The following is a 26,775-nucleotide window of genomic DNA, read 5'->3' on the forward strand; positions in this document are numbered from 1 at the left end:
TCTATGTCAAGTAAAATATCTCGAGTTTTAATAACTCGAGATATTTTCAATAATTTGTTCTTTATGATCCTCGATAACAATTTTTGCAACTGTAAGCATATTTGTAAATTCTACGAGTTGTGTTGTTAGTTTTTGTTTTTTAAATAACAATGCTACAGTTTTCATTTTCATCGATTCTATTTCGTCTATTATTTTTTCAAAATCAGCATCTTTGTTAGCGTAAAAATGAGTCATCATTGTTTGAAGTTCTTTTTTAAGCTTTATAAAATTATTAGAATTGGTTTTAACCAAAGGTTCATTAAAGCCTATCATAGATTTTTTTGGAGAAAATGCTATTTCATCAATAATACTATCAATATGTTTTGAAGCTTGATGTGCAAAAACTAAAGCTTCTAATAAAGAATTTGAAGCTAATCTGTTTTTCCCATGTAATCCCGTTCTGGAGCATTCGCCTATAGCGTACAAGTTTTTTATATTTGTTTCTGAGTTCTTATCGACATTTATTCCTCCACATTGATAATGCGCAACGGGTACAATAGGAATTAAGTCTGTTTTAGGATTTAATCCGATTTTCTTGCAGTAATCTGTGATGGAAGGAAAATGAGCATAGAATTCTTCTAATTCCAAATGTCTGCAATCTAAATAAACATACGGTTTTCCAGATGTTTCTATTTCTTTGCTTATAGCTTGAGAAACAATATCTCTTGTAGCTAATTCTCCGCGAATATCATCTTTAAATATAAAACGTTTTTGATCTTCATTAACGATATGCGCTCCAAAACCTCTTACAGCTTCAGAAATTAAAAAAAATGGATTTTTATCTTCTTCGTATAATGCCGTTGGATGAAACTGTATGTATTGCATATCCTTTATTAAGGCTCCGGCTCGTGATGCAATTGCGATTCCATCACCTGTTGCAATTTCGGGATTTGTAGTGTTTTTAAAAATTTGTCCACATCCTCCAGTGCTTAAAACAATGGTTTTAGCTTGTATGTATTTTATTCTGTCATTGACTTTGTCACAATAAAAAGCTCCTGTAGCATAAGGATTTCCTTTATTGTTTTTAGTATTTATATCTATAACCAAATGATTTTCTAATACGGTAATATTAGATAATTGATTTATGGTATCAATTAGTTTTTTTTCGATTTCTGCCCCAGATATATCTTTATGATGTAAAATGCGATGTTGAGAATGTCCGCCTTCTAAACCTAAATTCCAGATTCCGGATTTATTTTTATCAAAAGAAACACCAATATCAATAAGTTCACCTAATCTTTCTGGCGCCTGATGTATTACCATTTTTACAATTTCCTCATCACATGAACCTCCACCAGATTTTAAGGTGTCCTGAATGTGTTGCTCAAAACTATCTTCGATACTATCGGTAACAACTGCAATTCCTCCTTGCGCTAATTGTGTATTGGAGTTTTTAGCTTTTTCTTTGGTCATGATCGTAATCGATAATTCGGGACGTTTTTTCGCTATTTTTATTGCAAAAAATAAACCTGCCACTCCAGAACCAATTATAAGTATGTCAGTATTTTTCATGATGATAAGCTTTGGTGATTAAGAGAAATTGAGCATTCTATCTATTGGTTTTATAGCTTGTAATCGTAATTCTTCATTAATGCTAATTTCTGGGCTTTCATTCTTTAGACATAAATAAAGCTTCTCTAATGTATTTATCTTCATATAGGCACATTCGCTACAAGCACAGGTATTATCTTCGTGAGAAGGAGCTGGAATGATTGTTTTTTGCGGAGCATCTTTTGCGAGTTGATGCATTATTCCTGCCTCTGTTGCTACGATAAATGTTGTAGCCGAATCATTTTTGATAAAATTGAGCATTCCAGATGTTGACCCAATATAGTGGGCTGTTTCCAAGATATGTCTTTCGGATTCGGGATGGGCAACAATCTTGGCGGTTGGGTTTGTATTGTAAATTTCGATTAGTTTATCTAATGAAAAAGCTTCATGTACAATGCAGGAACCATCCCAAAGAAGTAAATCACGTTTTGTTTCCTTTTTTAGATACATTCCTAGGTTTTTGTCTGGGGCAAAAATTATTTCTTGTTCTTTAGGAATCGCTTCAATTATTTTCTTAGCATTAGATGAGGTACATACCCAATCACTTAAAGCTTTTATCTCTGCTGAAGAATTGATGTAGGTTACCACAACATGTTTAGGAAAAAGTTCTTTTAGTTTTTTAAAGTTAACCGGGTCGCATCCATCGGCAAGAGAACAACCTGCATTGAGGTCAGGTAAAAGCACTTTTTTATTTGGATTGATAATTTTTGCAGTTTCGGCCATAAAATAAACTCCTGCAAAAACAATTGTATCTGCATTTGTAGTGGCTGCTTTTTTTGATAATTCAAGACTGTCGCCTACAAAATCGGCAATATCTTGTATGTCTTTTTCTTGATAATAATGAGCGAGGATAATCGCGTTTTTTTCTTGTTTTAATCGGTTTATTTCAGAAATTAAGAATAATTTATCCATGAATTTATTTTTATCGATACTCTTATATTTCATGTTAAGAATACCCAAATTAGATTAGTTACTTTTTTAGAAAACAGAATTTTAAATTGAAAAAAACTCCCAAACCGAAAACGTGTTCTATATATAATTGCCTTGCTTTTTATGAAGGCTATTGCATATTATTGCAATTTCTAATTTTGTATTCGGCCTAGGAGGAACCTATTCCATAATTTTCACTACAAATGTTTTATAACTTTTTGAATTATAATTATTTAATTATGGTTTTAGCGTTGTAAAGATATTATTGAGGTTAATCTTATTTCATGATTAAAATCATGAAATGCATTTTTTATATTTTAATATTTAGAAGGAGTGAAGTAGAAATACAGAAAACATAGAAAAAGCCTGTTGATGCAGTATTTGCTTCAACAGGCTTTATGATTTAAGAAATATGATTTTTAAATTAATTCAGGCTAGGGCCTTCGGGAATTTTTATAGTTCGCTTGTGTCTTTTTGTTAGCAATAAATAGATAATTGCAACGCCAAGAACTATTAATAAAGCAATTTCTAGTTGTGCCAATACATTATATTGGTTGTATGCTTTATTGGCGTTTTCTAATTGTAATTTAGCTTCATCAACCTGAATTTTAGAAAGTGATTCTAAAGTAACTAAAGCTTCATCTGCCGATTTTTCGACTTCTTGCCATTGTTTGTCTTGAGCTTGTTTGTTTATTTTGGAGCAGATAGCCACAAAAGTATTAAAGTCTTCTTTTTCTTTGGGTGTTAAAACCGTTTTATGATACAATAAGTTTATTGCCTTGATATTTTGAATAGACGTAATAACAGCATCGTTTTTATCAGCTTCATTACTGTTTTTAACTGCGTTTGCCTTAACAAGGTTTAACTCATTGGCATAATGAAAAATATAGGTCGAAACGATTAAGCGATCTTTGTAAATTGCATTGATATTCTCATTGGTGGTTTCAGCGTTTCGTAGTGTATTAAAAGTACTTAGTATTATAATTAACATTACAATTGCCAGTATAAAAGCGGCTTTTGTTTTCTTGCTACTATTTTTTAAACCCATCATATTGTATTGATTTGTATCGCAATATAATTATTTATTTGGAACAAACTTGCTATTTTTAGGCTAAATATATAATCCACTGGAGGTAATTCCTTAACAGATAGAAACATAGAAATTTCGCTCTTAAAAAAGACAAAGTAAGCCTCAACGGGATATAATATTTTATAGATTTTTTATTTTATCAAATTAAACGATTAGGTCTTTCTTTAAAAATTTGGCATAAAAATCAGGAATTTCACTTTCTTCAATGGCACGTATAACTTCGTTTATTGGGTATTGTAACTTTACAATTTCGGGAGTTATATTTTTATCAGAAATATGTAATATAAGATATGTTGCTAATGGATTATCTTCTCTGGATCGACCTACGGAACCAGAATTTATTAGTGTTCCAGCAGGAGATACTGTGGTTGCTTCTATATACCTAACATACGGTTTGTGAGTATGTCCCATAATGATGATATCGGCTTTTTCCTGAGTAAGCATCGATTGAACATCTTCAAGATTATGATTTTCATAAATGTATTCATCATTGCTTCGGGTGCTACCGTGAACTAATAGTACTTTAGTTTCTTTTCCAGAAATGGTAAAATTAAGTAAGAGTCTTTCAGGAAGCGTTTTTAAGAATACTTTGTTCTCTGGTTTAATAGTTTGTTTGGTATAATTAATTCCGTTAAGGCGTGCGGCTCTTTCTTCAGGATTATGTTTTGGCAATGGAGTTACTTCATGATCAAATGCGATTCGTTCATCATGATTTCCCATTAAGCAAGGAATTTCTAATGCATTAATTAGCTCGATTACTTCATTATGCCAAGGAGCAAAATCGACCAAATCGCCTAAGCAATATATTTGATCAATGTTTCTTTGTTTTATGTCTTCGAGAACGACTTTTAGCGCTGGTAAATTACCATGTATGTCACTAATTATTGCTATGTTCTTCATGCTTTACGTTTGTTTGAAAAAATTACTATTATTAATGCAATAATACTCCATAAAAGCATTTGCGAGGTAGCCATATCCCATTTTCCTAACTTCCAACTTAAAAGTCCGAAGTAAGTACCTACTGCGGCACCTATAAAATAAGTAGTCATGTATATGGTATTCAGTCTGCTATGTGCTTCTTCGTGTAAACTATATATACGTGTAAAATTGGTAATTTGGGTTGCTTGTACACCAATATCTAAGAAGAAAACACTAAGAATTAACACAGGAATAGAATATGGGAAGATTTTTATAAGGATAATGCTGCCTATAATCATAGAAACTGTAGTTAATAAAGAGCGTCGTACATTGCCCTTATCGGCTATTTTGCCAAAATACGGTGCGACCAATGCACCACCAATGGCGATTAAACCAAACAATCCTATTATGCCCGAATGATAATTTAAAGGCTCACTGCTAAGATGGAAAGTAAGCGTGGTCCAGAAGGAACAAAACACTCCAAATGTAAATGATCCTAAAAGTGCTGTTTGACGTAAAACAGGGTATTTGGGTATGAGTGCTAATGTTGATTTTATAAGATGAAAATAACTGCCTTTGAATTTTGAAGGTACTTCGGGCAAGTATAACTTTAGCATAAGCGTGACCAAAAGAACCATTAATCCCGAAATTCCAAAAACATAACGCCAACCTAGTAATTCGGTTATGAAACCACTAATAACCCGCGCTCCTAATATTCCTACCAATATTCCGCTGAAAACTACGCCCACATTTTTACCTCTGTTTTCTTTGCCCAATGTTGCTGCCATTGGTAATATAATTTGAGCAGGAGTAGAGAAAAGTCCAACAAAAAAACTGAGTATATATAAGGCAGTTAATGAAGATGTCAATGTTATAAAAAACAAAGTAAGTACCAATAATCCACACAATAAAAGTATAAGATTCTTACGGTTGACTTTATCGCCAAGCGGAAGTAAAAAGAACATTCCAAGTCCATATCCTAATTGCGAAAGCATGGAAATTTTCCCGATTTGGGTTTCGGTAACTTTAAGGGACAAAGCTATTGTTTGTAATATGGGTTGGTTGTAATATATATTAGCAACGATTACTCCGGCTGAAACTGCCATAAGCGGAATCACCGCTGGTTTAAAACTGGTTTTTGTCATAAACTTTTTTTGCAAAGCTATTGTACTCTTAAAAGTAAAAATTGTACTTTTAAACTCTATTTTTGTAAAAAAACAACAATCATTTGGAACGTTTTATCCAACATACTCCTTTATTTATTCGGCATTTTATGACTGAAACCTGGCCGTTTCCTGTGCATAATCACAATCATTTTGAGTTGGTTTTTATTCATTCTGGTAGCGGATTACATCAATTAAATGGGGGAGAAGTCACGTATAAAGGACCTTGTGTATTCTTGTTATGTCCATCAGATTATCATCTTTTTATAATTGATAAAGAAACAGAGTTTAGTGTTTTAAAATTTAATAATCGCTATCTCGACGGAACTTCATCTGATACTGCCAAAAACGAATGGAATAAAGTCCTGGATCAGTTGCTTGGTATAAGCAATACCTCAGATGGCAAACTGGTTGATTCTCCTCAAGAGTTAGATAAAATAAATCACCTTATGCGATTGATTGTGAGCGAGTGGGATGGAGGTAGCCAGAACGGATCTAATGAGGTGCTTCTTTATTTAATACGAAGTGTATTTGCTGTAATTAAGAAAAATGCTTTTGAATCATTAGGAGTAAATATGGTTTTGAATGAAGGCTTATTGGTCGGAATTATGAATTACATCCATAAAGAAATTCGTGTGCCTGCTAATTTAAACTTAACGGTTTTATCAGGTTTTTTTAATATGGCACCCAATCATTTAAGTAGTTTGTTTAAGCGACAAACAGGAGGTTCAATAAAGAAATATATCGATGATTATAAATACAAATTAATAGAAAATCGCCTTAAACACAGCAATGCTTTAATGAAAGAAATAAGCAATGAGTTTGGATTTTCGGATGTAAGTCATTTTAATAAATTCCTGAAAAAACAAACAGGATTAAATCCTAAGGAAGTTAGGAGGCTTTAGTTTTTAGTATTCAGTCTCAGTGTTGAGTATTTACTCTCAGTTTTCAGTATAAAAAAAAGAGATACTTATTTTATTAAGTATCTCTTTTATATTTAGTTCTAATTGTAAATAATTATTTAATTGTTATCGGAACTTCTACAGTTGTTTTGTCCCAACCAATTACCAGATTTGCTACGGAACCATTATTAGTAAAAGCAATTGATAAAGCTTCAATAGGAGTTGATACCGCCTTAACAGGAACTGTCACTCTGGCAATATCTTTGCTTTCGTCATAGGCATAAGCTCCCCAAAGATCTATCTCTTTATTGATAATAATTGTCCATTTGTCTTTTTCAGGAATGGCAAATAAACTATAAGTTCCTGCTGGAATGTTTTTACCACCAATTGTAACTGGTTTGTAGAATTTTATTTCTGTGTTTTCATTAGCTCCAACACGCCAAACTTCACCAAACGGAATTAATTGTCCAAAAATAGCTCTCCCTTTTGCCGAAGGTCTAGAATAAATAACCTTAATAACAGCAGTTGGACTATCTTTTTTTTTAGATTTAACGGCTTTGTGTGGATAATAACTAATGTCAACTGGACTTGTATCCAACGGTGCGAATTTAACATCTTGAGCATTAACAGAAAAAGCAGTCAATAAGATAATTGCTAGTAAATTAATTTTTTTCATAGTTTAATGATTTATAATAGTTTACACAAAGTAAGAGAATATCCAAGAGAAATCATATTATTCATTTTTCTTTTTTTATATCAATGTTTTAAGTGCAACTTAATGTTTGTTTCTTCAGAGAATATTTTTTAGAATTGATGATATCAAGACATTAGTTTTTATTGAGATAACTCCTTTTTAAATACTCGTGGCTGCAAAACCACCATCTACTTTAAGGATTGTTCCCGTTACAAACTTAGACATGTCACTGCATAAAAATAAAAGAGCTCCATTTATATCTTCTGGTGTCCCAAATCTTCTCATAGGAGTATTTTCGATAATCTTTTCGCCTCTTGGTGTTAATTTACCATCAGGGTTAAGTAATAAAGCCTTGTTTTGTTCACCAATAAAAAAGCCAGGAGATATTGCATTTACACGAATACCTTCTCCGTATTTAGTAGCTAGTTCTACTGCCATCCATTGGGTAAAATTATCAATTGCAGCTTTTGATGCCGAGTATCCAACAACTCTTGTTAGTGGTCTTTGTGCCGATGCCGATGAAATATTAATGATGATACCTTGCTTTTGCTTGGCAAAAAGTTCAGAAAATACCTGAGATGGTAGCATTGTCCCAATTATATTCAGATCTATTACCTTTTGCAAATCATCAACATTCATATCATATATTGCCTGGTCTGGACTTATGGTTGCTCCGGGCATGTTTCCGCCAGCTGCATTTATAAGAATATCCAAACGTCCGTATCGAGCTATGATGTGATCTTTTGCTTTTTCGAGTTCATCCTTTTTTAATACGTTTGCTTGTATAGCAAAAGCTTGTCCGCCATTATTTTGTATTCTATCTACTATTTTATTCGCTTTTTCAATAGATTGTGATACGATTCCTGTGATAACGCCTTGGTTAGCTAAAACAGTAGCAAAGTTACTGCCCAACACGCCTGCACCGCCTGTTATTAAAGCAATTTTTCCTTTAAGATTAAATATTGAATCCATATAAATTAGGTATTATTTTTTATTCTGTATCAAGAGATATGATCGATTATCATGTTACTTTTCAAATCAAATTCTCTTTGCTTTATATTGTGTCCAGCCTGAATGTTTTATTTCTCAACCTTAATCACGATTTTTTTTAACATCCCTTCACCAATCATTGCTGCATGAACATCTTCTGGGAATAAGATAGCGAACTGTTTTTCTTGCAATTGAAAAAACATATCTGGAGCATCATGAAAAAAACGTACATCTTTTTCATTGCTATAATCTCCATTCGGACTAATGCATTTTTCTCTTGGTTTCCAGGCAAAAGTTTCAGGGCCTTTTATAGAAATTTGTATGTCGATATTTTTGTCGTGACATTCAAATCCTTTGATACTTTCCTCTTTTAAAAGTCCTTCGCCATGAATAACTATTACTTTTACCCCTTTTGCTATTTCAAATGATCCTTCCGGAAGCTTACTTATATCATTTTCGTTTACATAATTAAAAGCCTTTTTAAAGTTAGGGTGTAAACTATAATATTTTGCAGCGTTATTTAATGAATCTATAATCATTGTTTAATTTTTTTATATTTAATTAATTCTTGTTTTGTATAATTTTTTCTCGCTTATTGAACATAAGTTATAAGTCAATAAAGGTATTTTTCTTTTTTTTAATTTTCATAGATTAAACTGAAAAACTAGTTTTTGTATAGTGACTTCTTATTTCTATACCTTCATAAATACCCATTAGCCTTTAACCATTCTACGCAATCTTTTGTCCAGAAGAAGCTTGTATCTTTTACGCCTAAACCAAAACCGTGTCCGCCTTTTTCGTATAAATGTAATTCGGCAGAAACTTTATTGTTTTTAAGAGCCAGATAATAATTAATACTATTTTCAGATGGAACAACAGTATCATCGGTTGCGTGAACAAGAAAAGCATGAGGTGTTTCGGGAGTAACTCTCTTATCGTTAGAGAATTTCTCGATTAATTCCTGAGAGGGATTTACGCCCAATAAATTAGTTTGAGATCCTTTGTGAGCCACTAGATCGGTCATGCAAATTACAGGATAAATTAAAATAGAAAAACTCGGACGGGCACTAATAGTATTATCCGTTTTATACACAATATCATTATAATGAGTTGATAGAGTCGAAGCCAAATGTCCTCCTGCAGAAAATCCTATAACACCAATTTTATCAGAATCTAAACCCCATTGATTGACATTTTTTCTGATAAAGCGCATTGCTTCTTGCGCATCTTGCAACGGCCCAATTGTTTTGTCTTTCATAATTAAATCGCTTGGTAATCTGTATTTTAGTACAAAAGCAGTAATCCCGAGTGAGTTAAGCCATTTAGCAACTTTCGCACCTTCTTTATCTATTGATAAATGCGAATATCCACCACCCGGAAGAATTAGTACCGATGTTCCATTTGGTTTGATTTCGTGAGGTAAGTATATAGCCAATGTAGGTATTGTAACAAAACTAACACCTGTTACTATTCCATCTTTCACAATTTCTTTTTCTTGATAATTTGGTGCCTTTATAGCGTCTGGAATTGCAGTTGTCCAAAGCGGAATAACTTTATCCTGAGCATATATCGGAGTGCCTATCTTTAAGGTTACAATTAGAATTATAACTGTTAGGCAATTTTTTAGATTCTTATTTTTTTTCATTTTGTATTTTTTTATCGAAACTATGCCGTTTCAATGCAATATTTTCTTTATTGATTTTGCTTTTATTTAGCAGTTTTTGGTTGAGTTTTCGGCCTTTAATTCTATCTTTTTTGGTAAAAGACCATTTAACAAATATATTGGTTAATGCTTACTTATGTATTGGTTTTTTTATGTGATATGTTTATTTAAATAGATTTTTTAAAAAATTATTTAAATTATTTGCTAAGTTAGTATTAAAAACTATATTTGTGCAATCGATTACATTAAAATTTATTTCTGCCTTAATTTTGAAATTGACAAGCATAAATAAAGAGAATAATTTTTTAACTATCCATAATAAACCAAAACCATGAACCAAACCACTAAATCCACTGGAAAGTATCGCTGGAGTATATGTGCATTGTTATTTTTTGCCACAACCATCAATTATTTAGACAGACAAGTGCTCTCTTTAACATGGAGTGATTATATCGCTCCTGAGTTTCATTGGACAAACAATGATTATGGAAATATTACTGCCTTATTTTCAATATTTTATGCTGTTTCTTTATTGTTTGCAGGAAGATTTGTGGATTGGTTGGATACCAAAAAAGGATTTCTTTGGGCAATCGGAATTTGGTCTTTAGGAGCTTGTTTGCATGCGTTTTGCGGTATTGCAACTTCAGGAATAATAACTGGTAATTGGTTTGTAGGATTTGAAGGTTCTAAAGAAATAATTAGTTCTATAAACGATACAGGAATGGTAATAAATGTGAGTGTTACTCTGTTTATTTTTGCCCGTTTCATTTTGGCAATAGGAGAGGCAGGAAATTTTCCTGCAGCGATTAAAACCACAGCCGAATATTTTCCTAAAAAAGACAGAGCATTCTCTACAAGTATATTTAATGCTGGTGCTACCGTTGGAGCATTGGCAGCACCAATATCTATTCCTTTTATAGCTAAATCTTTTGGTTGGGAAATGGCATTTATTATTATAGGTGCTTTAGGTTTTGTTTGGATGGGATTTTGGGTTTTTATGTATGATAAACCAGAAAAACATCCGAAGGTATCTGCTGCTGAATTAGAATATATTCAGCAAGATGATATTGCCGATAGTAAACTTGTAGGTTACGTTCCCGAAAACACTACCAAAGTAACTTTTGCAGATTGCTTTAGATACAAACAAACATGGGCTTTTGCTTTTGGTAAGTTCATGACCGATGGTGTTTGGTGGTTTTTCTTATTCTGGACACCAGCTTATTTAAGTTCGGTTTACGGAATGGATTCTACCCAAGCAGCTTTACCATTATTTGTTTTATACATGATTACGTTACTTTCAATTATTGGCGGTTGGTTGCCGACTTATTTTGTCGAGAAGAAAGGTATGAATCCATACGAAGGCAGAATGAGAGCCATGTTAATTTTTGCATTCTTTCCCTTATTAGCATTAATCGCACAACCATTAGGATATATAAGCTATTGGTTGCCAGTGATTATAATTGGTATATCTGGTGCTGCTCACCAATCTTGGTCGGCTAATATATTTACAACAGTAGGAGATATGTTTCCTAAAAAAGCAATCGCAACCATTACAGGCATTGGGGGATTAGCAGGAGGTATTGGATCAACATTAATTAATAAAGGATCAGGTTTGTTGTTTGATTATAGCAAAGAAACCAATATGTCTTTTATGGGTTTTCACGGAATTGAAGCGGGTTATTTTATCATTTTTTCAATATGTGCTGTTTGTTACTTAACAGGTTGGTCGGTAATGAAACTTTTAGTGCCAAAATACGCACCTATCACTGATTTATAAATAATAAATTGAGATTTGATTATAACTAATTAGAATATATTGCGTAGTTTTGTAATCGATTACATTTTTAAATAGAAATTATGACAAACTTTGAATTTAGATACGCAACAAATCCAACAGATTTTAAAAAGTATGGTACTGACGAATTAAGAGCTCAGTTTTTAATTGAGAAATTATTTATCGAAAACCAAATTCAGCTTACGTATTCTATGTACGATAGATACATTGTAGGAGGAATTATGCCAGTTGGAAAAGTGTTGAAATTAGAAACGATTCCATATTTAAAATCAGAAAATTTTCTAGACAGAAGAGAATTAGGAATTATAAATGTTGGCGGAAAAGGAACTGTAACTGTCGATGGAGAAGTTTTTGAATTAGATAAAAAAGAAGCTTTATATGTAGGTCAGGGTTGCAAAGAAGTTTTGTTTGCAAGTGCCAATGGAGAGCAAGCTTTGTTTTATATTAACTCAGCTCCGGCTCATGCCAAATTTCCAAATAAAAAAGTAGGTAAAGAAAATGCCGAAGTAATTCAGTTAGGAGAAGAAAAAACTGCAAATCGCAGGGTTTTGAATAAGTTGATTGTGAATAGTATTGTTCAAACCTGTCAATTACAAATGGGATTAACAGAGTTATTACCAGGCAATGTTTGGAATACAATGCCCGCACATACACACGACAGAAGAATGGAGGCATATTTCTATTTTGATCTAGAAGCGCCACAAACAATTTGTCACTTCCTTGGAGAAACACAAAACACACGTCATATTTTCATGCAAAATCATCAGGCAGTTTTATCTCCAGAATGGTCTATTCACTCGGGAGCTGGAACGTCTAATTATTCTTTTATATGGGGAATGGCGGGAGAAAATTTAGATTACGGAGATATGGACATCGTTGCACCAAACGAACTAAAATAAAGAATCATGAAATTATTTGATTTAAGTAATAAAAGAGCCTTAATAACAGGAGGTACGCATGGTCTGGGTATGGCTATGGCCGAAGGTTTAGCGCAAGCAGGAGCAGAGTTAGTAATTAGTAGTACAACGCCAAGCAAATTAGAAGAGGCGCTTGAATATTACAAAAGTAAAGGGTACAAAGCGTCAGGATATATTTTTGATGTAACCGACGAAAAAATTGCTGCCGAACAAGTAGAAGCAATCGAGAAGAATCAGGGACCAATTCATATTTTGGTAAACAATGCAGGAATCATCAAGAGAGAACCTGCGGTGAGTATGCCAATCGAAGATTTTCGTCGTGTTATAGATGTGGATTTAGTTGGAGCTTTTATCATGTCGCAATTAGTGGGACGTAAAATGATTGAGCGTAACGAAGGTAAAATTATCAATATCTGCTCGATGATGAGTGAGTTAGGCCGAAATAGTGTTTCTGCTTATGCTGCTGCAAAAGGAGGTTTGAAAATGCTTACCAAAAACTTAGCAACGGAATGGGCAAAACACAATATTCAGGTTAACGGAATCGGACCGGGTTATTTTGCTACTTCGCAAACGGAACCTATTCGCGTAGACGGAAATCCTTTTAATGAATTTATTATAAGTCGAACGCCTGCGGGACGATGGGGAGATCCAGAAGATTTAGCCGGAACAGCAGTTTTTTTAGCTTCTGAAGCTAGCCGATTTGTAAACGGTCAAATTATATATGTTGATGGTGGAATCCTTGCCACAATCGGTAAACCATCAAACGAATAACCACTCAATTCTATAAAAAATATGAGCGCAAATCAGACATTCATAAACGATAATTTTTTACTCGAAAATAAATTCGCGGAAGAATTATATCATAATTATTCCAAGAATCAACCGATAATAGATTACCATAATCACCTGAATCCGCAATTTATTACTGAAGATAAAATTTTTGAAAACACTACTCAGGTTTGGATAAATGGCGATCACTACAAATGGCGCGCTATGCGTACATTGGGTATTAATGAGCAATTTATAACAGGAAATGGTTCTGATAAAGACAAGTTTATAAACTGGGCAAAAACAGTTCCGTACACGATGCGTAATCCTTTGTATCATTGGACACACTTAGAATTGGCTCGTTATTTTGATATTTATGATTTATTGAATGAAAAATCGGCTGAGCGTATCTATATCGAAACTTCGGAGAAAATAAATTCAGAAGCGTACAGCACACAAAACTTGCTTAAAAAAGTAAATGCCGAAGTGGTTTGTACGACCGAAGATCCAATTGATAATTTAGAATACCATATAAAATTAGCTAAGAACCCAATTGGGACTAAGATGAGTACAGCTTTTAGACCTGATAAAGCCATTTTAATTTCTAATGATGGTTACAATCAATACATTGATACTCTGGGAGAAGTTGCAGGGATTACAATTAGTTCTTATACTGATTTATGCAGCGCTTTAAAAAACAGAATTGAATATTTTGCTAAAAATGGTTGCAAACTTAGTGATCATGGATTAGACCAGATTTACTTTGAAAACTTCACTGAAAATGAGATCAATTCAATTTTTAAAAAGAAAAGAGAAAACCAAACAATTACACCCGATGAAGCCTTAAAATTCCAAAGTGCTGTGTTGTTATTTTTATCCGAAACCTATCATGAATTTGGTTGGGTACAACAATTTCACTTAGGAGCATTACGAAATAATAATGCGAGAATGCACAGGATTTTAGGACCAGATACTGGTTGGGATTCTATTGGGGATTATCCGCAAGCACAAAAACTATCTTCATTTTTAAATGCATTAGATAGCAAAGATAAATTGACAAAAACTATCATTTATAACCTAAATCCAGCCGATAATGAAGTTATGGCAACGATGATAGGAAATTTTAATGACGGTAGTATTAGAGGTAAAGTTCAGTTTGGATCAGGATGGTGGTTTTTGGATCAAAAAGACGGAATGACCAAACAATTAAACGCACTTTCAAACATGGGATTAATTAGTTGTTTCGTAGGAATGCTAACCGATTCCAGAAGCTTTTTGTCTTTCCCAAGGCATGAGTATTTCCGACGCATTCTTTGTAATCTTTTAGGTGACGAAATAAAACGAGGAGAACTTCCTAATGACATGGAATGGATAGGGAAAATGGTTCAGGATATCTCTTATAATAACGCAAAAGAATATTTTAAATTTTAAAGGTTAATTAACCGCAAAGATTTGAACCATTAAGAGATTAAGAAAAATTAAGGGTTTGAGTTTAAAAGAATGAAAAGAATTGGATTGTGAAAAAATTAACCGCAAAGCTTTAGAATCATTTTATCCCGAAGCTTCGGGAGTGGTAAAAAAAAAGTTTCACGCAGATTTAGCAGATAAAGCAGATTTTTTTTAATCAGTGGCAAGAAAAAACGGTTATAAGGCTAAATCTTAATTTTTCTTAATCTCTTAATGGTTCAAAATTTCGCGCCCTTTGCGTAAATCTTTGCGCTCTTAGCGGTTAAATTATCCTAATGGTAAATAAATAATATTAATAAGTATTTATAATGAATAAAGTAGTTGCATTCGGTGAAATTATGTTGCGTCTTTCGACAGAGAGACACCTCCGTTTTTCTCAAGCTAAAACATTTGGATCTAATTATGGTGGAGGCGAATTTAATGTTTGCGTGTCTTTGGCTAATTATGGTTTAAATGCCGAATTTGTTACAAGATTACCTGAAAATGAAATCGGTGCTTCGGCAGTAAAAGAAATGCGGAAAATGAATGTGGCTTCCCAAAATGTAATTTATGGTGGAGAGCGTTTAGGGATTTATTTTCTGGAAACAGGTGCAGGAACACGCGGAAGTAATGTCGTTTATGACCGTGCACATAGCTCGATGGCAACTATTGAAAAAGGATTAATTGATTGGGAGGAAGTTTTAGAAGGGGCAAATTGGTTTCATTGGAGCGGAATTACTCCAGCGATTTCTCAAAGTGCTGCCGAAGCTTGTCTTGAAGCTATTAAAGTGGCTCATAAAATGGGAATTCCGATTTCATGTGATTTAAATTATAGATCAAAATTATGGCAATATGGCAAAGCTCCAAGCGATGTTATGCCAGAGATGTTACAATATAGCAATGTTATTTTAGGAGATATTGATACGGCATATTTCATGCTTGGAATCCCTAAAGTAAACCCTAATTATCAGGATGAGAAATCACTTCCTGTTTTGTATAGTAAGTTATTTGAACTGATTCCGAATTTAAAAACTGTCGCAACAACTTTACGCTATTCTGTAAGCGCATCTCACCAGAGAATTGGAGGTGTATTATTTGACGGAAAAGCAATTTATCAGGCTGCAGTACAAGAGGTAACACCTGTCGTGGATCGTGTAGGAAGTGGTGATGCTTTTATGGGTGGATTAATTTACGGATTACTGGAATACCCAAATAATAACCAAAGAGCATTAGATTTTGCAGTTGTAGCTTGTTGTTTAAAACATACTATTGCAGGCGATTATAATTTGGTAACGTTAAAAGAAGTTGAAAATATGCTTGATGGTAATTCGGCAGGATTAGTATCAAGATAAATAATATAAAAATGGCAAAATATTCAAGAATAGAAGTAGCTACGACAATGAAAGTAAACGGTATGATTCCGTTATTTTTTCATTCGGATATAGAGATAAGTAAGAAAGTATTAAAAGCGTGTTACGATGGAGGTTCTAGATTAATGGAATTTACAAGTCGTGGTGATTTTGCTTTTGAAGTGTTTGGCGCTTTAAATAAATATGCTTTGGCTGAATTGCCCGGAATGATTCTGGGTGCAGGATCAGTTACCGATGCCGCAGCAGCTTCATTATACATGCAATTGGGAGCTAATTTTATTGTAACGCCAGTACTTAGAGAAGATATAGCAATAGTTTGTAATCGTCGTAAAGTATTATGGTCACCAGGTTGTGGCACACTTACCGAGATTGCCAAAGCCGAAGAATTAGGTTGCGAAATCGTGAAATTATTTCCAGCAGATACTTATGGACCAGAATTTATAAAAGGAATAAAAGGACCATCTCCCTGGACGAGTATTATGCCTACGGGTGGAGTTTTTCCAACCGAAGAAAGTTTGTCATCCTGGCTTAATGCTGGTGCAACTTGCGTGGGAATTGGTTCGCAATTAATCTCAAAAGAAATAATAGACAACAAGGATTTTGAAGGACTAAAAAACAAAGTCAGTGAAGTTCTTGAGATTATTAAAAAAATTAGAAAATAAAATACGGAATAGCCATTCCTAAAGATTGTTTTTAAATGTTTTTTTGATTTTTAAGTTGTAATAGAGCATTATTCTTGCAGAATAAAACCTGCCAGTCCTCACAACAAGTTTTGTTGACAGCAAGTATAATGTTTCTTTTACAACTGAAGGTTTGGAACTTTTAATTCGATTATATACAACACTTTAAGTTATAATAATGAAAAAACTAAATAGAGAAAATATAGGATTATCCGATAAACTTCCAATAAAAATTGTTCAATTTGGAGAAGGAAATTTTTTGAGAGCATTTGTAGAATTTGCTTTTCAGAAACTGAATCAAGATGCCAATTTTAATGCAGGAATTGCTGTTGTACAGCCTATTGATAAAGGCTTGGTTAATATGATTAACGACCAGGATGGTTTGTACACATTATTCATGAAAGGGATAAAAAAAGGAGAAGAAATTCAGGAAAAAGAATTGATTACAAATATTGTAAAAGCAGTTGATCCTTATGCTTCTTTTAATGAGTTTTTGGCTTTAGCCAAAGAAGAAGAATTAGCTTTTATCATTTCTAATACTACCGAAGCAGGTATAGAATATATTGCTAGTGATAAGCCTACAATGCAACCGCCAGTTTCATTTCCTGCTAAATTAACGGTGCTTTTACACGAAAGATTCAAACATTTTAATGGAGATAAGTCTAAAGGATTAACGATTATTCCTTGCGAATTAATCAATTATAACTCGGATACTTTAAAAGAGATTATATTAAAATATTGTGCAGATTGGAGCCTTGAAGTAGATTTTACATTATGGCTTTTAAATCATTGTACTTTTCATAATACATTGGTAGACCGTATCGTTCCAGGTTATCCAAAAGATCAAATAGAAGAATACAACAAGCAGTTGGATTACTCAGATAATTTAATTGTAAGTGCCGAAACATTCTTTTTGTGGGTTATAGAAGGGGATGATAAATTGAAGGCAAAACTTCCGTTTGAGAAAACCAATCTGGATGTGAAAATTGTTGCCGATATGCAACCGTATAGAACTCGTAAAGTTAGAATCTTAAATGGTGCACATACTGCAATGGTTCCGTTTTCTCTTCTTTATGGAAATGAAACGGTAAAGGAAACAGTAGATAATCCATTTACAGGTGACTTTGTAAATAAAGCCGTTTTTGATGAAATAAACGAAACATTAAACATGGACAAAGACGAACTAATAAGCTTCTCTGATGAAGTTTTGGATCGTTTTAGAAACCCATTTATAAAGCATTTATTATCCAGTATAGCATTGAACTCTATTTCGAAATTTAAAGTTCGTGTTTTGCCAAGTTTAGTCGAATATGTTGCAATTCACAATAAGCTTCCAATTCATTTAACGTTTGCTTTTGCTTGTTTGATTCGTTTTTATAAAGGCACTTGGCAAAATCAAGCTTTACCAATTAATGATAGTGAGGATATTGTTACTTTCTTTGATGGACTTTGGAAATCCGATGATTATGAGAAAATAGCACGACTTACTTTGCAGAATAAAAGTTTCTGGGATGAAGATTTAACGCTGATTCTGGGCTTGACAAAAGCAATTACAACAGCATTAGAGGAAATTGATGCAAACGGAATTGAGAATGGTTTTGCTAATTTCCAAAAACAATTAAATACAACAACTCAGAACGTTTAATCATGGCAACTCAAAAAAAATTAATAAAAGTTCATCCTACCGATAATGTAGCGGTAGCTTTGGTAAATCTTTCAGCTGGTGAGGTCATCAATTTTGAAGGTGAAGACATCACTATTAAGACTGATGTGAAAATGAAACATAAAATTGCTTTGTCTGATTTTGCGTCAGGCGAAAAAATTATTATGTATGGTGTTTTGGTCGGAAGAGCAAGTCAAACAATTGTAAAAGGAGATGTACTTACGATAAGTAATGTAAAACATGAAAGCGCTAAAGTATTCGAAAAAACAGAATCGATTGGTTGGACTGTTCCAAATATAGATAAATGGAAAGACAGAACTTTTGATGGATATCATAGAGAAGATGGGCAAGTAGGAACTGAAAATGTTTGGTTATTTTTTCCTTTGGTTTTTTGTGAAAACAGAAATATCGAAATCCTAAAAGATATTTTCGAGAAGGAATTAATGAAACCTAAAGAGAATGATTACCAGTTATTGCTTCGTTCTTTGGTAAAATCAGAAAGTGGCGGAGCGAGTAATGAAGCAGCTTCTAATGATTCTAATTTATTCAATAATATCGAAGTAAAATTCATCACCCATCAAGGTGGATGTGGTGGTATTCGTCAGGATTCGCATAGTTTAGCCAAACTTTTGGCTGGTTATGTAAACAATCCTAACGTGGCAGGGGCAACCGTATTGAGTTTAGGGTGTCAGAATCTTCAAATTCAGATTTTTAAAGATGCTCTGGACGAGATAAATCCTAATAGTAAAAAGCCTGTTTTAATTTACGATCAGCAACAAATAGGAACTATCGAAGCAATGTTAAGTAGCGTTGTAAAAGATACATTCGAAGCTATTAAAAAAGCGAATGAAATACAAAGAACGCCAGCTCCATTATCTAAATTAAAAATTGGATTAGAATGTGGTGGATCTGATGGTTTCTCAGGAATTTCGGCTAACCCAACATTAGGAATAACATCCGATTTATTGGCTGCTTTAGGAGGAACTACAATTCTTTCGGAGTTTCCAGAATTATGTGGAGTAGAGCAGGAGTTGGTAAACCGTTGTGTAGAAGACGAGAGCGGAAAACGTTTCTTGGAATTGATGAAATGGTATGAAAAAACAGTTGTCGATGCGGGATCTGGATTTGATATGAACCCTTCACCAGGAAATATAAAAGATGGCTTAATTACCGACGCAATGAAATCGGCTGGAGCTGCCAAAAAAGGCGGAACTTCGCCAATTGTAGGTGTTTCGGATTACGGAGAATATATTACAAAACCAGGTTTAAACTTGCTTTGTACTCCAGGAAACGATGTAGAATGTACTACGGCAATGGTTGGTTCTGGAGCAAATATGGTTTTATTTACAACAGGTTTAGGAACTCCAACAGGAAACCCAATTGCACCAGTTGTAAAAATTTCATCAAACTCTGAGTTGGCTGCAAAAATGTCGGATATTATAGATATTGATACTGGTGGAATCATCACAGGAGAAAAATCTATTGAAGAAATGGGGGATGAAATGTTAGAATTTATAATAAATGTAGCAAGTGGTAAGATCAAAACCAAAGCTGCGATTTTAAACCAAAATGATTTTATTCCTTGGAAACGTGGGGTTTCACTTTAGAAAGGTTTGTGGCTAAAAATTTAACCGCAAAGGACGCAAGGATTTACACAAAGAGCGCAAAGATTTGAACCATTAAGATATTAAGAAAAGTTAAGTAAAAGACTATCAGAAATGATGGTCTTTTTTTGTTTAATTCCCACCCAATCTTGTCACCCTGAGGAACGAAGGGTCTCCGTGAGTAGCTCGACAACCTAAAAAATACTTTGTGTTAGTTTCTTGTGGAGACCCTTCGTTCCTCAGGGTGACAAGTTCGCGGTTGTTTTACTTAAAATAATAAGTTTTACGATTTACTTCTTCAGGAGACTTAATTTTTCTTAATATCTAAATGGTAAAAATGGTTTAAAATATAAAAGTTAACCATATAAGTTATATAAGTTCATTTAAGCGAAACACTTATAAAACTTAATTTTTCTTAATATCTTAATGGTAAAAAGAAAATATCTAAATGGTAAAAATGGTTTAAAATATAAAAGTTAACCATATAAGTTATATAAGTTCATTTAAGTGAAACACTTATAAAACTTAATTTTTCTTAATACCTTAATGGTAAAAAAACTTAAACGTAATGTTTAAAAATATTAATGGGTAGTTCTTGCAGATGATTTACGGATGTGTAATTCAGGCTTCAGGACTACCTTTTTTTCGATCATGATTTTATCTGTTTTCTCCATTTGTTCTAAGAAAACACGAGCAGCCATTTTACCCATTTCTAGTGGAGACTGATCTACAGAAGTTATAGATAATTCCATGAATTTAGTAAAAGGCTCATTACTAAAACCAGCAACACAAAAATCAGCTGGAATATTAATATCTCTGGCTCTCAATTCCTGAATTGCTCCCAAAGCCGCAAAATCACTCGAAGAAAATATAGCATCTGGTGGCGTATCGTATTGCATTAAAATATCTAATGCTTCTTTTCCTGCATCAACGCTACTCTTGGATTGGATAACATATTTTTCGTCAAATGTTAATCCAGAATCTAATAAAGCCTGTTTGTAACCAAGAAACCTGTTTTTGAAAATTTCCAGCGACTGATCTCCAGAAAAATGTGCAATAGATTTACATCCCTGATTAATAAGATGTTTGGTAGTTTCGTATCCACCTTTAAAGTCATCGATTGTTACAGAACTTACTCCGTTGATGTCTTTTTTTCTATCAAAAAATATTAGCGGAACATTATTGTTAACGATATTCATAAATGCTGTATCGTTTTCATTTGTAACATCGGTAACCGACATTAAAATCCCATCTACCTGAGCATCAAGTAATGTATGTAAGTTTTCATTTTCTCTTTTTGGATTCTCATGTGTTTGACAAATAATAACATGAAAACCATGTGGGTGTAATTCTTCTTCGATACCTCTAATTACCGAAGCAAAAAAGTTACTATCTATACGAGGAACAATAACACCTACATTATTGCTTCTTCCACTCTGTAGAGCAAGAGCAAGTCTGTTTTGTTTGTAGTTCATCGCAGCAGCTGTTTCTATAACTAACTTACGCGTACTTTCTTTGATCTTAGGATTATTATTTAATGCTCTAGATACAGTAGCAGCAGTGATATTTAATCTTTCGGCAATATCATAAATAGTTATTTTTTCGCTCATGCAGCAGTAGTCTTTTTATTAGTAAGTTACAAAAATAAGATTTTTTTTAACATTAATGACTGGTAGTTGTTATCGATTACTTTATTTCTTTAGTAAGGCTTTTAAAAGTGCATTATAGTAATAATTTATTAGTTTTTTTTGAACTAAATATAATTTTATTTGTGATTAAAAATTAAATATCTAATTTTTATCTAAATATATTTGGCGCATTCAAAGTAATTATATATTTTCGTGTAATCGATTACATTAAAATATTTAATTGTTGAAAACGAATTCTAAAAACTATACCACAATGCTTATAAATAAACCAATACTTGCGAATACTAAATATATTTATATAGTAATTACAGCTTTATTTTTATCGTGTATTACTTCTTTTAAATTACAAGCTCAAAAAAATCCATGGAAGGAAATGGAAGAAATAATTAAAAAAATTCCTACTACAAAATTTCCAGATAAAAATTTTAACATAAATGAGTATGGAGCAATATCTGATGGTGTAACAGATAATACGCTAGCGTTTAAAAAAGCTATCGAAGCTTGTGTTGCAAGTGGTGGTGGTAAAGTAGTAGTGCCAAACGGAAAATATTTTACAGGAGCAATACATTTAGACAATAATGTGAATTTGTTTCTGGATGATAATGCAGAGATTTTATTTAGTACAAATCCTAAAGATTATCCTATAGTTCATACCTCTTTTGAAGGGACTGAAATGATGAATTATTCTCCTTTTATATATGCTTACAAAAAAACAAATGTTGCAGTAACCGGAAAAGGAACGCTTAACGGTCAATCTAGTACTAAAAACTGGTGGACTTGGGCTGGTAAGGGGTATGGTTGGGAAAAAGGAATGCCGAGCCAGAATGATGCACTTAATCGTCCAGCTTTGGTAGAAATGGGAGAAATAGGAACTCCGGTAGCCGAAAGAGTTTTTGGAGAAGGATATTATATACGCCCAAACTTCTTAGAATTCTTCGAGTGTAATACTGTTTTGGTAAAAGATGTAAAAATTATCGATGTGCCTTCATGGGTTATTCATCCTATGAAATCCAGAGATGTAATTGTCGATGGTGTAACTATAATAAGTCATGGTCCTAATAACGACGGTTGCGATCCGGAATATTCACAAAATGTAATTATCAGAAACTGCACTTTTAATACTGGTGATGATTGTATTGCCATAAAATCTGGTAGAGATGGGGATGGAAGAAGAGTTGGAATTCCAAGTAAAAATATCATTGTTCAAAACTGTAAAATGATAGATGGTCATGGCGGTGTTGTAATGGGAAGTGAGATATCTGCTGGTGTAAGCAATGTTTTTGTAGAAAATTGCATCATGGACAGCCCTAATCTAGATAGAGCTATTAGAATCAAAACCAACTCAAAAAGAGGTGGACTTACAGAGAATGTTTATGTAAGGAATATTGAAGTTGGAACCGTTGCCGAAAGTGTTTTGAGAGTTACCATGTTTTATGATATCTATGGTAGCCAAGTAGGTGATTTTATTCCAGCAATACGAAACATTAATCTAGAAAATATTAAAGTAAAAAATGGAGGAAAGTTTGGTATTCTTGCCGATGGATATGAGCAATCGCCTATAGAAAATATCACGTTTACCAATGTTAGAATCGATAAAGTAGAAAAACCATATTCGCTTAAACATGTAAAGAATTTAAAGTTTAATAATACCTACATCAATGGTGTTAAAATGAAAAGCATAAAATAAACTACCAAAACAAACAAACCTTAACTATTAAAACCAAATTTATGAATAATAACCATTTATTAAAAAAAGGGACAAGAAGTTATTTTGTCTGGGCCTTTTTTCTGATATTTTTCATGAGCAATCAAATTTTTGCTCAGGATGTAACAATAGAAGGTACCGTTAAAGATGCCGCAGGTTTAACTTTACCGGGTGTAAATGTATTAGAAAAAGGATCAAAGAATGGTGTTTCGACCGACTTTGACGGACATTATAAAATCAAACTTACCAATCCGAAAGCGATATTAACTTTTTCTTTTATAGGATTTAAAACCAAAGAAGTTGCTCTAACAGGAAAAAACAAAATAGATATTGTATTAAGTGAAGATGCCAATACATTAAACGAAGTTGTAGTAATTGGATACGGATCAGTAAAAAAAGGGGATTTAACTGGCGCTGTTTCTACTTTATCGGGTAACGATGTAAGAAAGACACCTATTGCAAACGTAGCCGAAGCTCTAACAGGGCGTATAGCTGGAGTTCAGGTAATATCTTCAGAAGGTTCGCCAGATTCAGAAGTTAAAATTAGAATTCGTGGTGGAGGATCTTTAACGCAAGATAGTTCACCATTAATAATAGTAGATGGATTTCCTGTAAATAGTATGAATGATATTTCTCCATCTGATATTGATACTATTACCACTTTAAAAGATGCTGCATCTACAGCAATTTATGGTTCCAGAGGTGCAAATGGAGTTATTATTATTACTACCAAAAGTGGTAAAGATGGTAAAATTGCAGTGAACTTTAATATGTTCTACGGAATGAAAAAGATGGCAAATGAAATTGATGTTCTTGCGCCAGATGATTTTGTAAAGTGGCAATATGAATATGCTTTGCTCGAAAAAGGAAATGTAGATTCGTATGAAAAATATTTTGGATCATGGCAAGATTATGATATTTACAAAGGTTTAAAAGGGGATAACTGGCAAAAACAAATTTATGGTCGCACAGGAGAAGTACAAAGCCGCGATTTAGCCATACGTGGTGGTTCGGACAAAATTAATTTCAATTTTAATTATGCGCATTATGATGAAACTGCAATTATGCAAGGTTCAGATTTTAAAAGAGATAACTTATCGCTTGCGCTAAAAAGTAAAGCGAGTGAAAAAGTTGATCTTACCTTTACGATGCGTTACTCTAATTCAGAAATAAACGGAGGAGGAGCTAATGAGCAAAATGAAGTTTCATCAAATGATTCTCGTTTAAAACACGCTGTGGGATATTCGCCATTACCAATGCCAGGCTTAACTACAGATGATACAGATGAGGCAGTATCGGGTTATCTTGTAAATCCTTTTGTGGCTGTAGCCGATAATGACCGCCAGCAGCTTAGAAAAAACTTTAATATGTTAGGTAGTTTTTCATGGAAAATTACTGATAAACTGGTTTTTAAAACAGATTTAGGACTTGATAATTATAGTTATTTGGATTCTCGTTTTTACGGACGTTCTACTTATTATGTGGCCAATAAACCTGCAGCTACACTACAAGGAATGCCTGCACTTATAATGAGTGATCGTACAGAAGTTCGTTTTAGAAACGCAAATACCCTTAATTATGACTTTAAAAAAGCATTGGGTGATAATCATAATTTAAAAATCCTTGTAGGAGAAGAGTCTATTAACTATCAAAGAAATGATGTAAATACTACTTTACAAGGTTTTCCGACGTTTTTTGATTTTGAACAAGCTAAAAAATTGACATCACAAGGTAAACCTATCTCTGTAGATAATTATTATTTTGCAGATGATAAATTACTTTCGTTTTTTGGACGTTTAAATTACGATTATAAAGACCGTTATATTTTTACAGCAACATATCGTGCCGACGGTTCGAGTAAGTTTGCCGACGGTAATAAATGGGGATTTTTCCCTGCAGCAGCAGCAGCTTGGAAAATATCTGAAGAAAGTTTCTTAAAAGAGGTTTCTTGGATAAACTCACTTAAAGTAAGATTGAGTTATGGTGAAGCTGGGAATAATAATATCCCGACTGGACAAACAGTAAAAACGTTAGAATCAACGCCATCTGCATGGATAGATGGTACAGAAAACTATTGGGCTGCACCAACGATCTTGTTTAATCCAGACTTAAAATGGGAGACTACAGTAACGCAGAACTTAGGAATAGATTTTGATTTTTTTAAAAGCCGTGTAAATGGTTCTGTAGAAATGTATAAAAATGTAACTAAAGATCTTTTGATAAATTTCCTTATAGCAGGATCAGGTTATTCGAGCCAATATCGAAACATGGGAGAAACTCAAAATACAGGTTTTGAAGCTACTCTAAATGTTGTGGCATTACAAAAACAGAATTATGGTTTGAATTTTTCTTTTAACGTAGGTATAAATAAAAATCGCATTAATTCTCTTGGAGTTATGGATAGCTTTAATCCTTCAAGTACTTGGAATTCGACGATAGATGGTGATTATCAGGTAAAAGTGGGTCAGCCAATAGGTATGATGTATGGCTTTAAGAATGATGGTCGTTATGAAGTGTCTGATTTTGATTATGATGGAACGAAATATACTTTAAAACCAGGAATTACAAACAGCTCGGGTATTGTTGGTTCTGTGCGACCAGGAAGTATGAAGTTAAAAGATTTAAACGGTGATGGAGTGGTAACTGTAGATGATCGTACAATAATTGGTAATTCTAACCCAAAATATAGTGGAGGTTTTGTAATTAACGGAAACGCTTACGGATTTGATCTTTCAGCTTCTTTTAACTATAGTATTGGCAATGATGTTTATAATGCTAATAAAGTTGAATTTACGACTTCTACGTCAAATGGGCAATATAGAAATTTAAGTACTGATATGGCCGATGGTAACAGATGGACAAATCTTGACCCAGCTTCTGGACAATTAGTAACAGATCCTACTCAATTAGCAGCTCTTAACGCTAATACAACAATGTGGTCACCATATATGAATCGTTTTGTTTTTAATGATTGGGCGGTCGAAGATGGTTCTTTTTTAAGACTTAATACACTTACATTAGGATATACATCTCCAAATTCTCTTATTTCGGCATTGGGAGTTTCTAAATTAAGATTTTACCTAACAGCTACTAATGTTTTCCTTCTTACGAATTATTCAGGACCTGATCCTGAGGTTTCTACAAGAAGAAAAACACCGCTAACTCCAGGAGTAGATTATTCTGCATATCCGCGTAGCAGGCAAATGGTTTTTGGTTTAAATCTAGCTTTTTAATTTAA

Annotated in this window: 21 protein-coding genes; 11 read left to right on the top strand and 10 right to left on the bottom strand. The window is 33.3% G+C overall.

The features are described 5' to 3' along the window. Positions 1-27: 27 nt before the first annotated feature. From nadB to ACJ6WR_RS20995, 5 genes are all read right to left on the bottom strand, one after another. Positions 28-1,551 carry an L-aspartate oxidase gene (gene nadB, locus ACJ6WR_RS20975; protein WP_409416388.1) on the bottom strand — a complete coding sequence of 508 codons (1,524 nt, stop codon included), beginning with the start codon at positions 1,549-1,551 and terminating at the stop codon, positions 28-30. A gap of 18 nt (positions 1,552-1,569) precedes the next feature. Further along, positions 1,570-2,502, bottom strand: a complete 933-nt coding sequence (nadA, locus tag ACJ6WR_RS20980) for a quinolinate synthase NadA (protein WP_409416389.1) — start codon at positions 2,500-2,502, stop codon at positions 1,570-1,572. 442 nt (positions 2,503-2,944) lie between these two features. Beyond that, the gene (locus tag ACJ6WR_RS20985; protein WP_086894979.1) at positions 2,945-3,571 is read right to left on the bottom strand and encodes an MCP four helix bundle domain-containing protein; all 627 of its coding nucleotides are present in this window, start codon (positions 3,569-3,571) and stop codon (positions 2,945-2,947) included. A gap of 183 nt (positions 3,572-3,754) precedes the next feature. Continuing rightward, positions 3,755-4,510, bottom strand: coding sequence for a metallophosphoesterase family protein (locus tag ACJ6WR_RS20990; RefSeq protein ID WP_323491242.1), 756 nt, complete (start codon positions 4,508-4,510; stop codon positions 3,755-3,757). After that, entirely contained in the window at positions 4,507-5,673 is a 1,167-nt protein-coding gene (locus tag ACJ6WR_RS20995) for an MFS transporter (RefSeq protein WP_409416390.1), read from the bottom strand. The genes ACJ6WR_RS20990 and ACJ6WR_RS20995 overlap by 4 nt, the downstream gene beginning before the upstream one ends. Positions 5,674-5,801: 128 nt before the next feature. Here ACJ6WR_RS20995 and ACJ6WR_RS21000 point away from each other — a divergent pair, with 128 nt between their 5' ends. Continuing rightward, positions 5,802-6,596, top strand: coding sequence for an AraC family transcriptional regulator (locus ACJ6WR_RS21000; protein WP_409416391.1), 795 nt, complete (start codon positions 5,802-5,804; stop codon positions 6,594-6,596). Positions 6,597-6,708: 112 nt separating this feature from the next. Here the strand turns inward: ACJ6WR_RS21000 and ACJ6WR_RS21005 are convergent, their stop codons facing one another. From ACJ6WR_RS21005 to ACJ6WR_RS21020, 4 genes are all read right to left on the bottom strand, one after another. Then, the gene (locus ACJ6WR_RS21005) at positions 6,709-7,269 is read right to left on the bottom strand and encodes a DUF2911 domain-containing protein (RefSeq protein WP_409416392.1); all 561 of its coding nucleotides are present in this window, start codon (positions 7,267-7,269) and stop codon (positions 6,709-6,711) included. Between the two features lie 177 nt (positions 7,270-7,446). Continuing rightward, entirely contained in the window at positions 7,447-8,259 is an 813-nt protein-coding gene (locus ACJ6WR_RS21010) for an SDR family oxidoreductase (RefSeq protein ID WP_323491238.1), read from the bottom strand. 107 nt (positions 8,260-8,366) lie between these two features. Beyond that, the gene (locus ACJ6WR_RS21015; RefSeq protein WP_323491237.1) at positions 8,367-8,816 is read right to left on the bottom strand and encodes a YhcH/YjgK/YiaL family protein; all 450 of its coding nucleotides are present in this window, start codon (positions 8,814-8,816) and stop codon (positions 8,367-8,369) included. Positions 8,817-8,977: 161 nt separating this feature from the next. Next, complete coding sequence (locus tag ACJ6WR_RS21020) at positions 8,978-9,922, bottom strand: alpha/beta hydrolase (RefSeq protein ID WP_409416393.1); 945 nt, start codon at positions 9,920-9,922, stop codon at positions 8,978-8,980. 349 nt (positions 9,923-10,271) lie between these two features. On the opposite strand from ACJ6WR_RS21020, the gene ACJ6WR_RS21025 reads away from it, so the two are divergent. From ACJ6WR_RS21025 to ACJ6WR_RS21060, 8 genes are all read left to right on the top strand, one after another. Further along, the gene (locus tag ACJ6WR_RS21025) at positions 10,272-11,717 is read left to right on the top strand and encodes an MFS transporter (protein WP_039119501.1); all 1,446 of its coding nucleotides are present in this window, start codon (positions 10,272-10,274) and stop codon (positions 11,715-11,717) included. 80 nt (positions 11,718-11,797) lie between these two features. Then, entirely contained in the window at positions 11,798-12,634 is an 837-nt protein-coding gene (gene kduI / locus ACJ6WR_RS21030; protein WP_039119502.1) for a 5-dehydro-4-deoxy-D-glucuronate isomerase, read from the top strand. Positions 12,635-12,640: 6 nt separating this feature from the next. Beyond that, a complete protein-coding gene (locus tag ACJ6WR_RS21035) occupies positions 12,641-13,423 on the top strand; it encodes a gluconate 5-dehydrogenase (RefSeq protein ID WP_039115651.1) in 783 nt (260 codons plus the stop codon). A gap of 21 nt (positions 13,424-13,444) precedes the next feature. After that, positions 13,445-14,851, top strand: coding sequence for a glucuronate isomerase (uxaC, locus tag ACJ6WR_RS21040; protein WP_409416394.1), 1,407 nt, complete (start codon positions 13,445-13,447; stop codon positions 14,849-14,851). Between the two features lie 344 nt (positions 14,852-15,195). After that, on the top strand, positions 15,196-16,218 hold the full coding sequence (locus ACJ6WR_RS21045; protein ID WP_409416395.1) for a PfkB family carbohydrate kinase: 1,023 nt from the start codon (positions 15,196-15,198) through the stop codon (positions 16,216-16,218). Between the two features lie 11 nt (positions 16,219-16,229). After that, the gene (locus ACJ6WR_RS21050; RefSeq protein WP_409416396.1) at positions 16,230-16,898 is read left to right on the top strand and encodes a bifunctional 4-hydroxy-2-oxoglutarate aldolase/2-dehydro-3-deoxy-phosphogluconate aldolase; all 669 of its coding nucleotides are present in this window, start codon (positions 16,230-16,232) and stop codon (positions 16,896-16,898) included. A 196-nt stretch (positions 16,899-17,094) separates the two neighbouring features. Next, positions 17,095-18,561, top strand: coding sequence for a tagaturonate reductase (locus ACJ6WR_RS21055; RefSeq protein WP_409416397.1), 1,467 nt, complete (start codon positions 17,095-17,097; stop codon positions 18,559-18,561). A gap of 2 nt (positions 18,562-18,563) precedes the next feature. Continuing rightward, positions 18,564-20,186, top strand: a complete 1,623-nt coding sequence (locus ACJ6WR_RS21060; protein WP_039115644.1) for a UxaA family hydrolase — start codon at positions 18,564-18,566, stop codon at positions 20,184-20,186. Between the two features lie 578 nt (positions 20,187-20,764). Here ACJ6WR_RS21060 and ACJ6WR_RS21065 read toward each other — a convergent pair. After that, complete coding sequence (locus ACJ6WR_RS21065) at positions 20,765-21,793, bottom strand: LacI family DNA-binding transcriptional regulator (RefSeq protein ID WP_409416398.1); 1,029 nt, start codon at positions 21,791-21,793, stop codon at positions 20,765-20,767. A 292-nt stretch (positions 21,794-22,085) separates the two neighbouring features. Here ACJ6WR_RS21065 and ACJ6WR_RS21070 point away from each other — a divergent pair, with 292 nt between their 5' ends. Both ACJ6WR_RS21070 and ACJ6WR_RS21075 read left to right on the top strand, forming a co-directional pair. Further along, entirely contained in the window at positions 22,086-23,519 is a 1,434-nt protein-coding gene (locus ACJ6WR_RS21070) for a glycoside hydrolase family 28 protein (RefSeq protein WP_409416399.1), read from the top strand. A 41-nt stretch (positions 23,520-23,560) separates the two neighbouring features. Then, entirely contained in the window at positions 23,561-26,770 is a 3,210-nt protein-coding gene (locus ACJ6WR_RS21075; RefSeq protein WP_409416400.1) for a SusC/RagA family TonB-linked outer membrane protein, read from the top strand. The last annotated feature ends 5 nt before the right edge of the window (positions 26,771-26,775 follow it).

Origin of the sequence: Flavobacterium sp. PS2, from assembly GCF_046250155.1 — a bacterium.
In the GTDB taxonomy this organism is placed as follows: domain Bacteria; phylum Bacteroidota; class Bacteroidia; order Flavobacteriales; family Flavobacteriaceae; genus Flavobacterium.

Coding starts and splice junctions, on each gene's coding strand:
- nadB (WP_409416388.1), bottom strand. CDS start 1,551: ATGAAAAATACTGACATACTTATAATTGGTTCTGGAGTGGCAGGTTTA.
- nadA (WP_409416389.1), bottom strand. CDS start 2,502: ATGGATAAATTATTCTTAATTTCTGAAATAAACCGATTAAAACAAGAA.
- ACJ6WR_RS20985 (WP_086894979.1), bottom strand. CDS start 3,571: ATGATGGGTTTAAAAAATAGTAGCAAGAAAACAAAAGCCGCTTTTATA.
- ACJ6WR_RS20990 (WP_323491242.1), bottom strand. CDS start 4,510: ATGAAGAACATAGCAATAATTAGTGACATACATGGTAATTTACCAGCG.
- ACJ6WR_RS20995 (WP_409416390.1), bottom strand. CDS start 5,673: ATGACAAAAACCAGTTTTAAACCAGCGGTGATTCCGCTTATGGCAGTT.
- ACJ6WR_RS21000 (WP_409416391.1), top strand. CDS start 5,802: ATGACTGAAACCTGGCCGTTTCCTGTGCATAATCACAATCATTTTGAG.
- ACJ6WR_RS21005 (WP_409416392.1), bottom strand. CDS start 7,269: ATGAAAAAAATTAATTTACTAGCAATTATCTTATTGACTGCTTTTTCT.
- ACJ6WR_RS21010 (WP_323491238.1), bottom strand. CDS start 8,259: ATGGATTCAATATTTAATCTTAAAGGAAAAATTGCTTTAATAACAGGC.
- ACJ6WR_RS21015 (WP_323491237.1), bottom strand. CDS start 8,816: ATGATTATAGATTCATTAAATAACGCTGCAAAATATTATAGTTTACAC.
- ACJ6WR_RS21020 (WP_409416393.1), bottom strand. CDS start 9,922: ATGAAAAAAAATAAGAATCTAAAAAATTGCCTAACAGTTATAATTCTA.
- ACJ6WR_RS21025 (WP_039119501.1), top strand. CDS start 10,272: ATGAACCAAACCACTAAATCCACTGGAAAGTATCGCTGGAGTATATGT.
- kduI (WP_039119502.1), top strand. CDS start 11,798: ATGACAAACTTTGAATTTAGATACGCAACAAATCCAACAGATTTTAAA.
- ACJ6WR_RS21035 (WP_039115651.1), top strand. CDS start 12,641: ATGAAATTATTTGATTTAAGTAATAAAAGAGCCTTAATAACAGGAGGT.
- uxaC (WP_409416394.1), top strand. CDS start 13,445: ATGAGCGCAAATCAGACATTCATAAACGATAATTTTTTACTCGAAAAT.
- ACJ6WR_RS21045 (WP_409416395.1), top strand. CDS start 15,196: ATGAATAAAGTAGTTGCATTCGGTGAAATTATGTTGCGTCTTTCGACA.
- ACJ6WR_RS21050 (WP_409416396.1), top strand. CDS start 16,230: ATGGCAAAATATTCAAGAATAGAAGTAGCTACGACAATGAAAGTAAAC.
- ACJ6WR_RS21055 (WP_409416397.1), top strand. CDS start 17,095: ATGAAAAAACTAAATAGAGAAAATATAGGATTATCCGATAAACTTCCA.
- ACJ6WR_RS21060 (WP_039115644.1), top strand. CDS start 18,564: ATGGCAACTCAAAAAAAATTAATAAAAGTTCATCCTACCGATAATGTA.
- ACJ6WR_RS21065 (WP_409416398.1), bottom strand. CDS start 21,793: ATGAGCGAAAAAATAACTATTTATGATATTGCCGAAAGATTAAATATC.
- ACJ6WR_RS21070 (WP_409416399.1), top strand. CDS start 22,086: ATGCTTATAAATAAACCAATACTTGCGAATACTAAATATATTTATATA.
- ACJ6WR_RS21075 (WP_409416400.1), top strand. CDS start 23,561: ATGAATAATAACCATTTATTAAAAAAAGGGACAAGAAGTTATTTTGTC.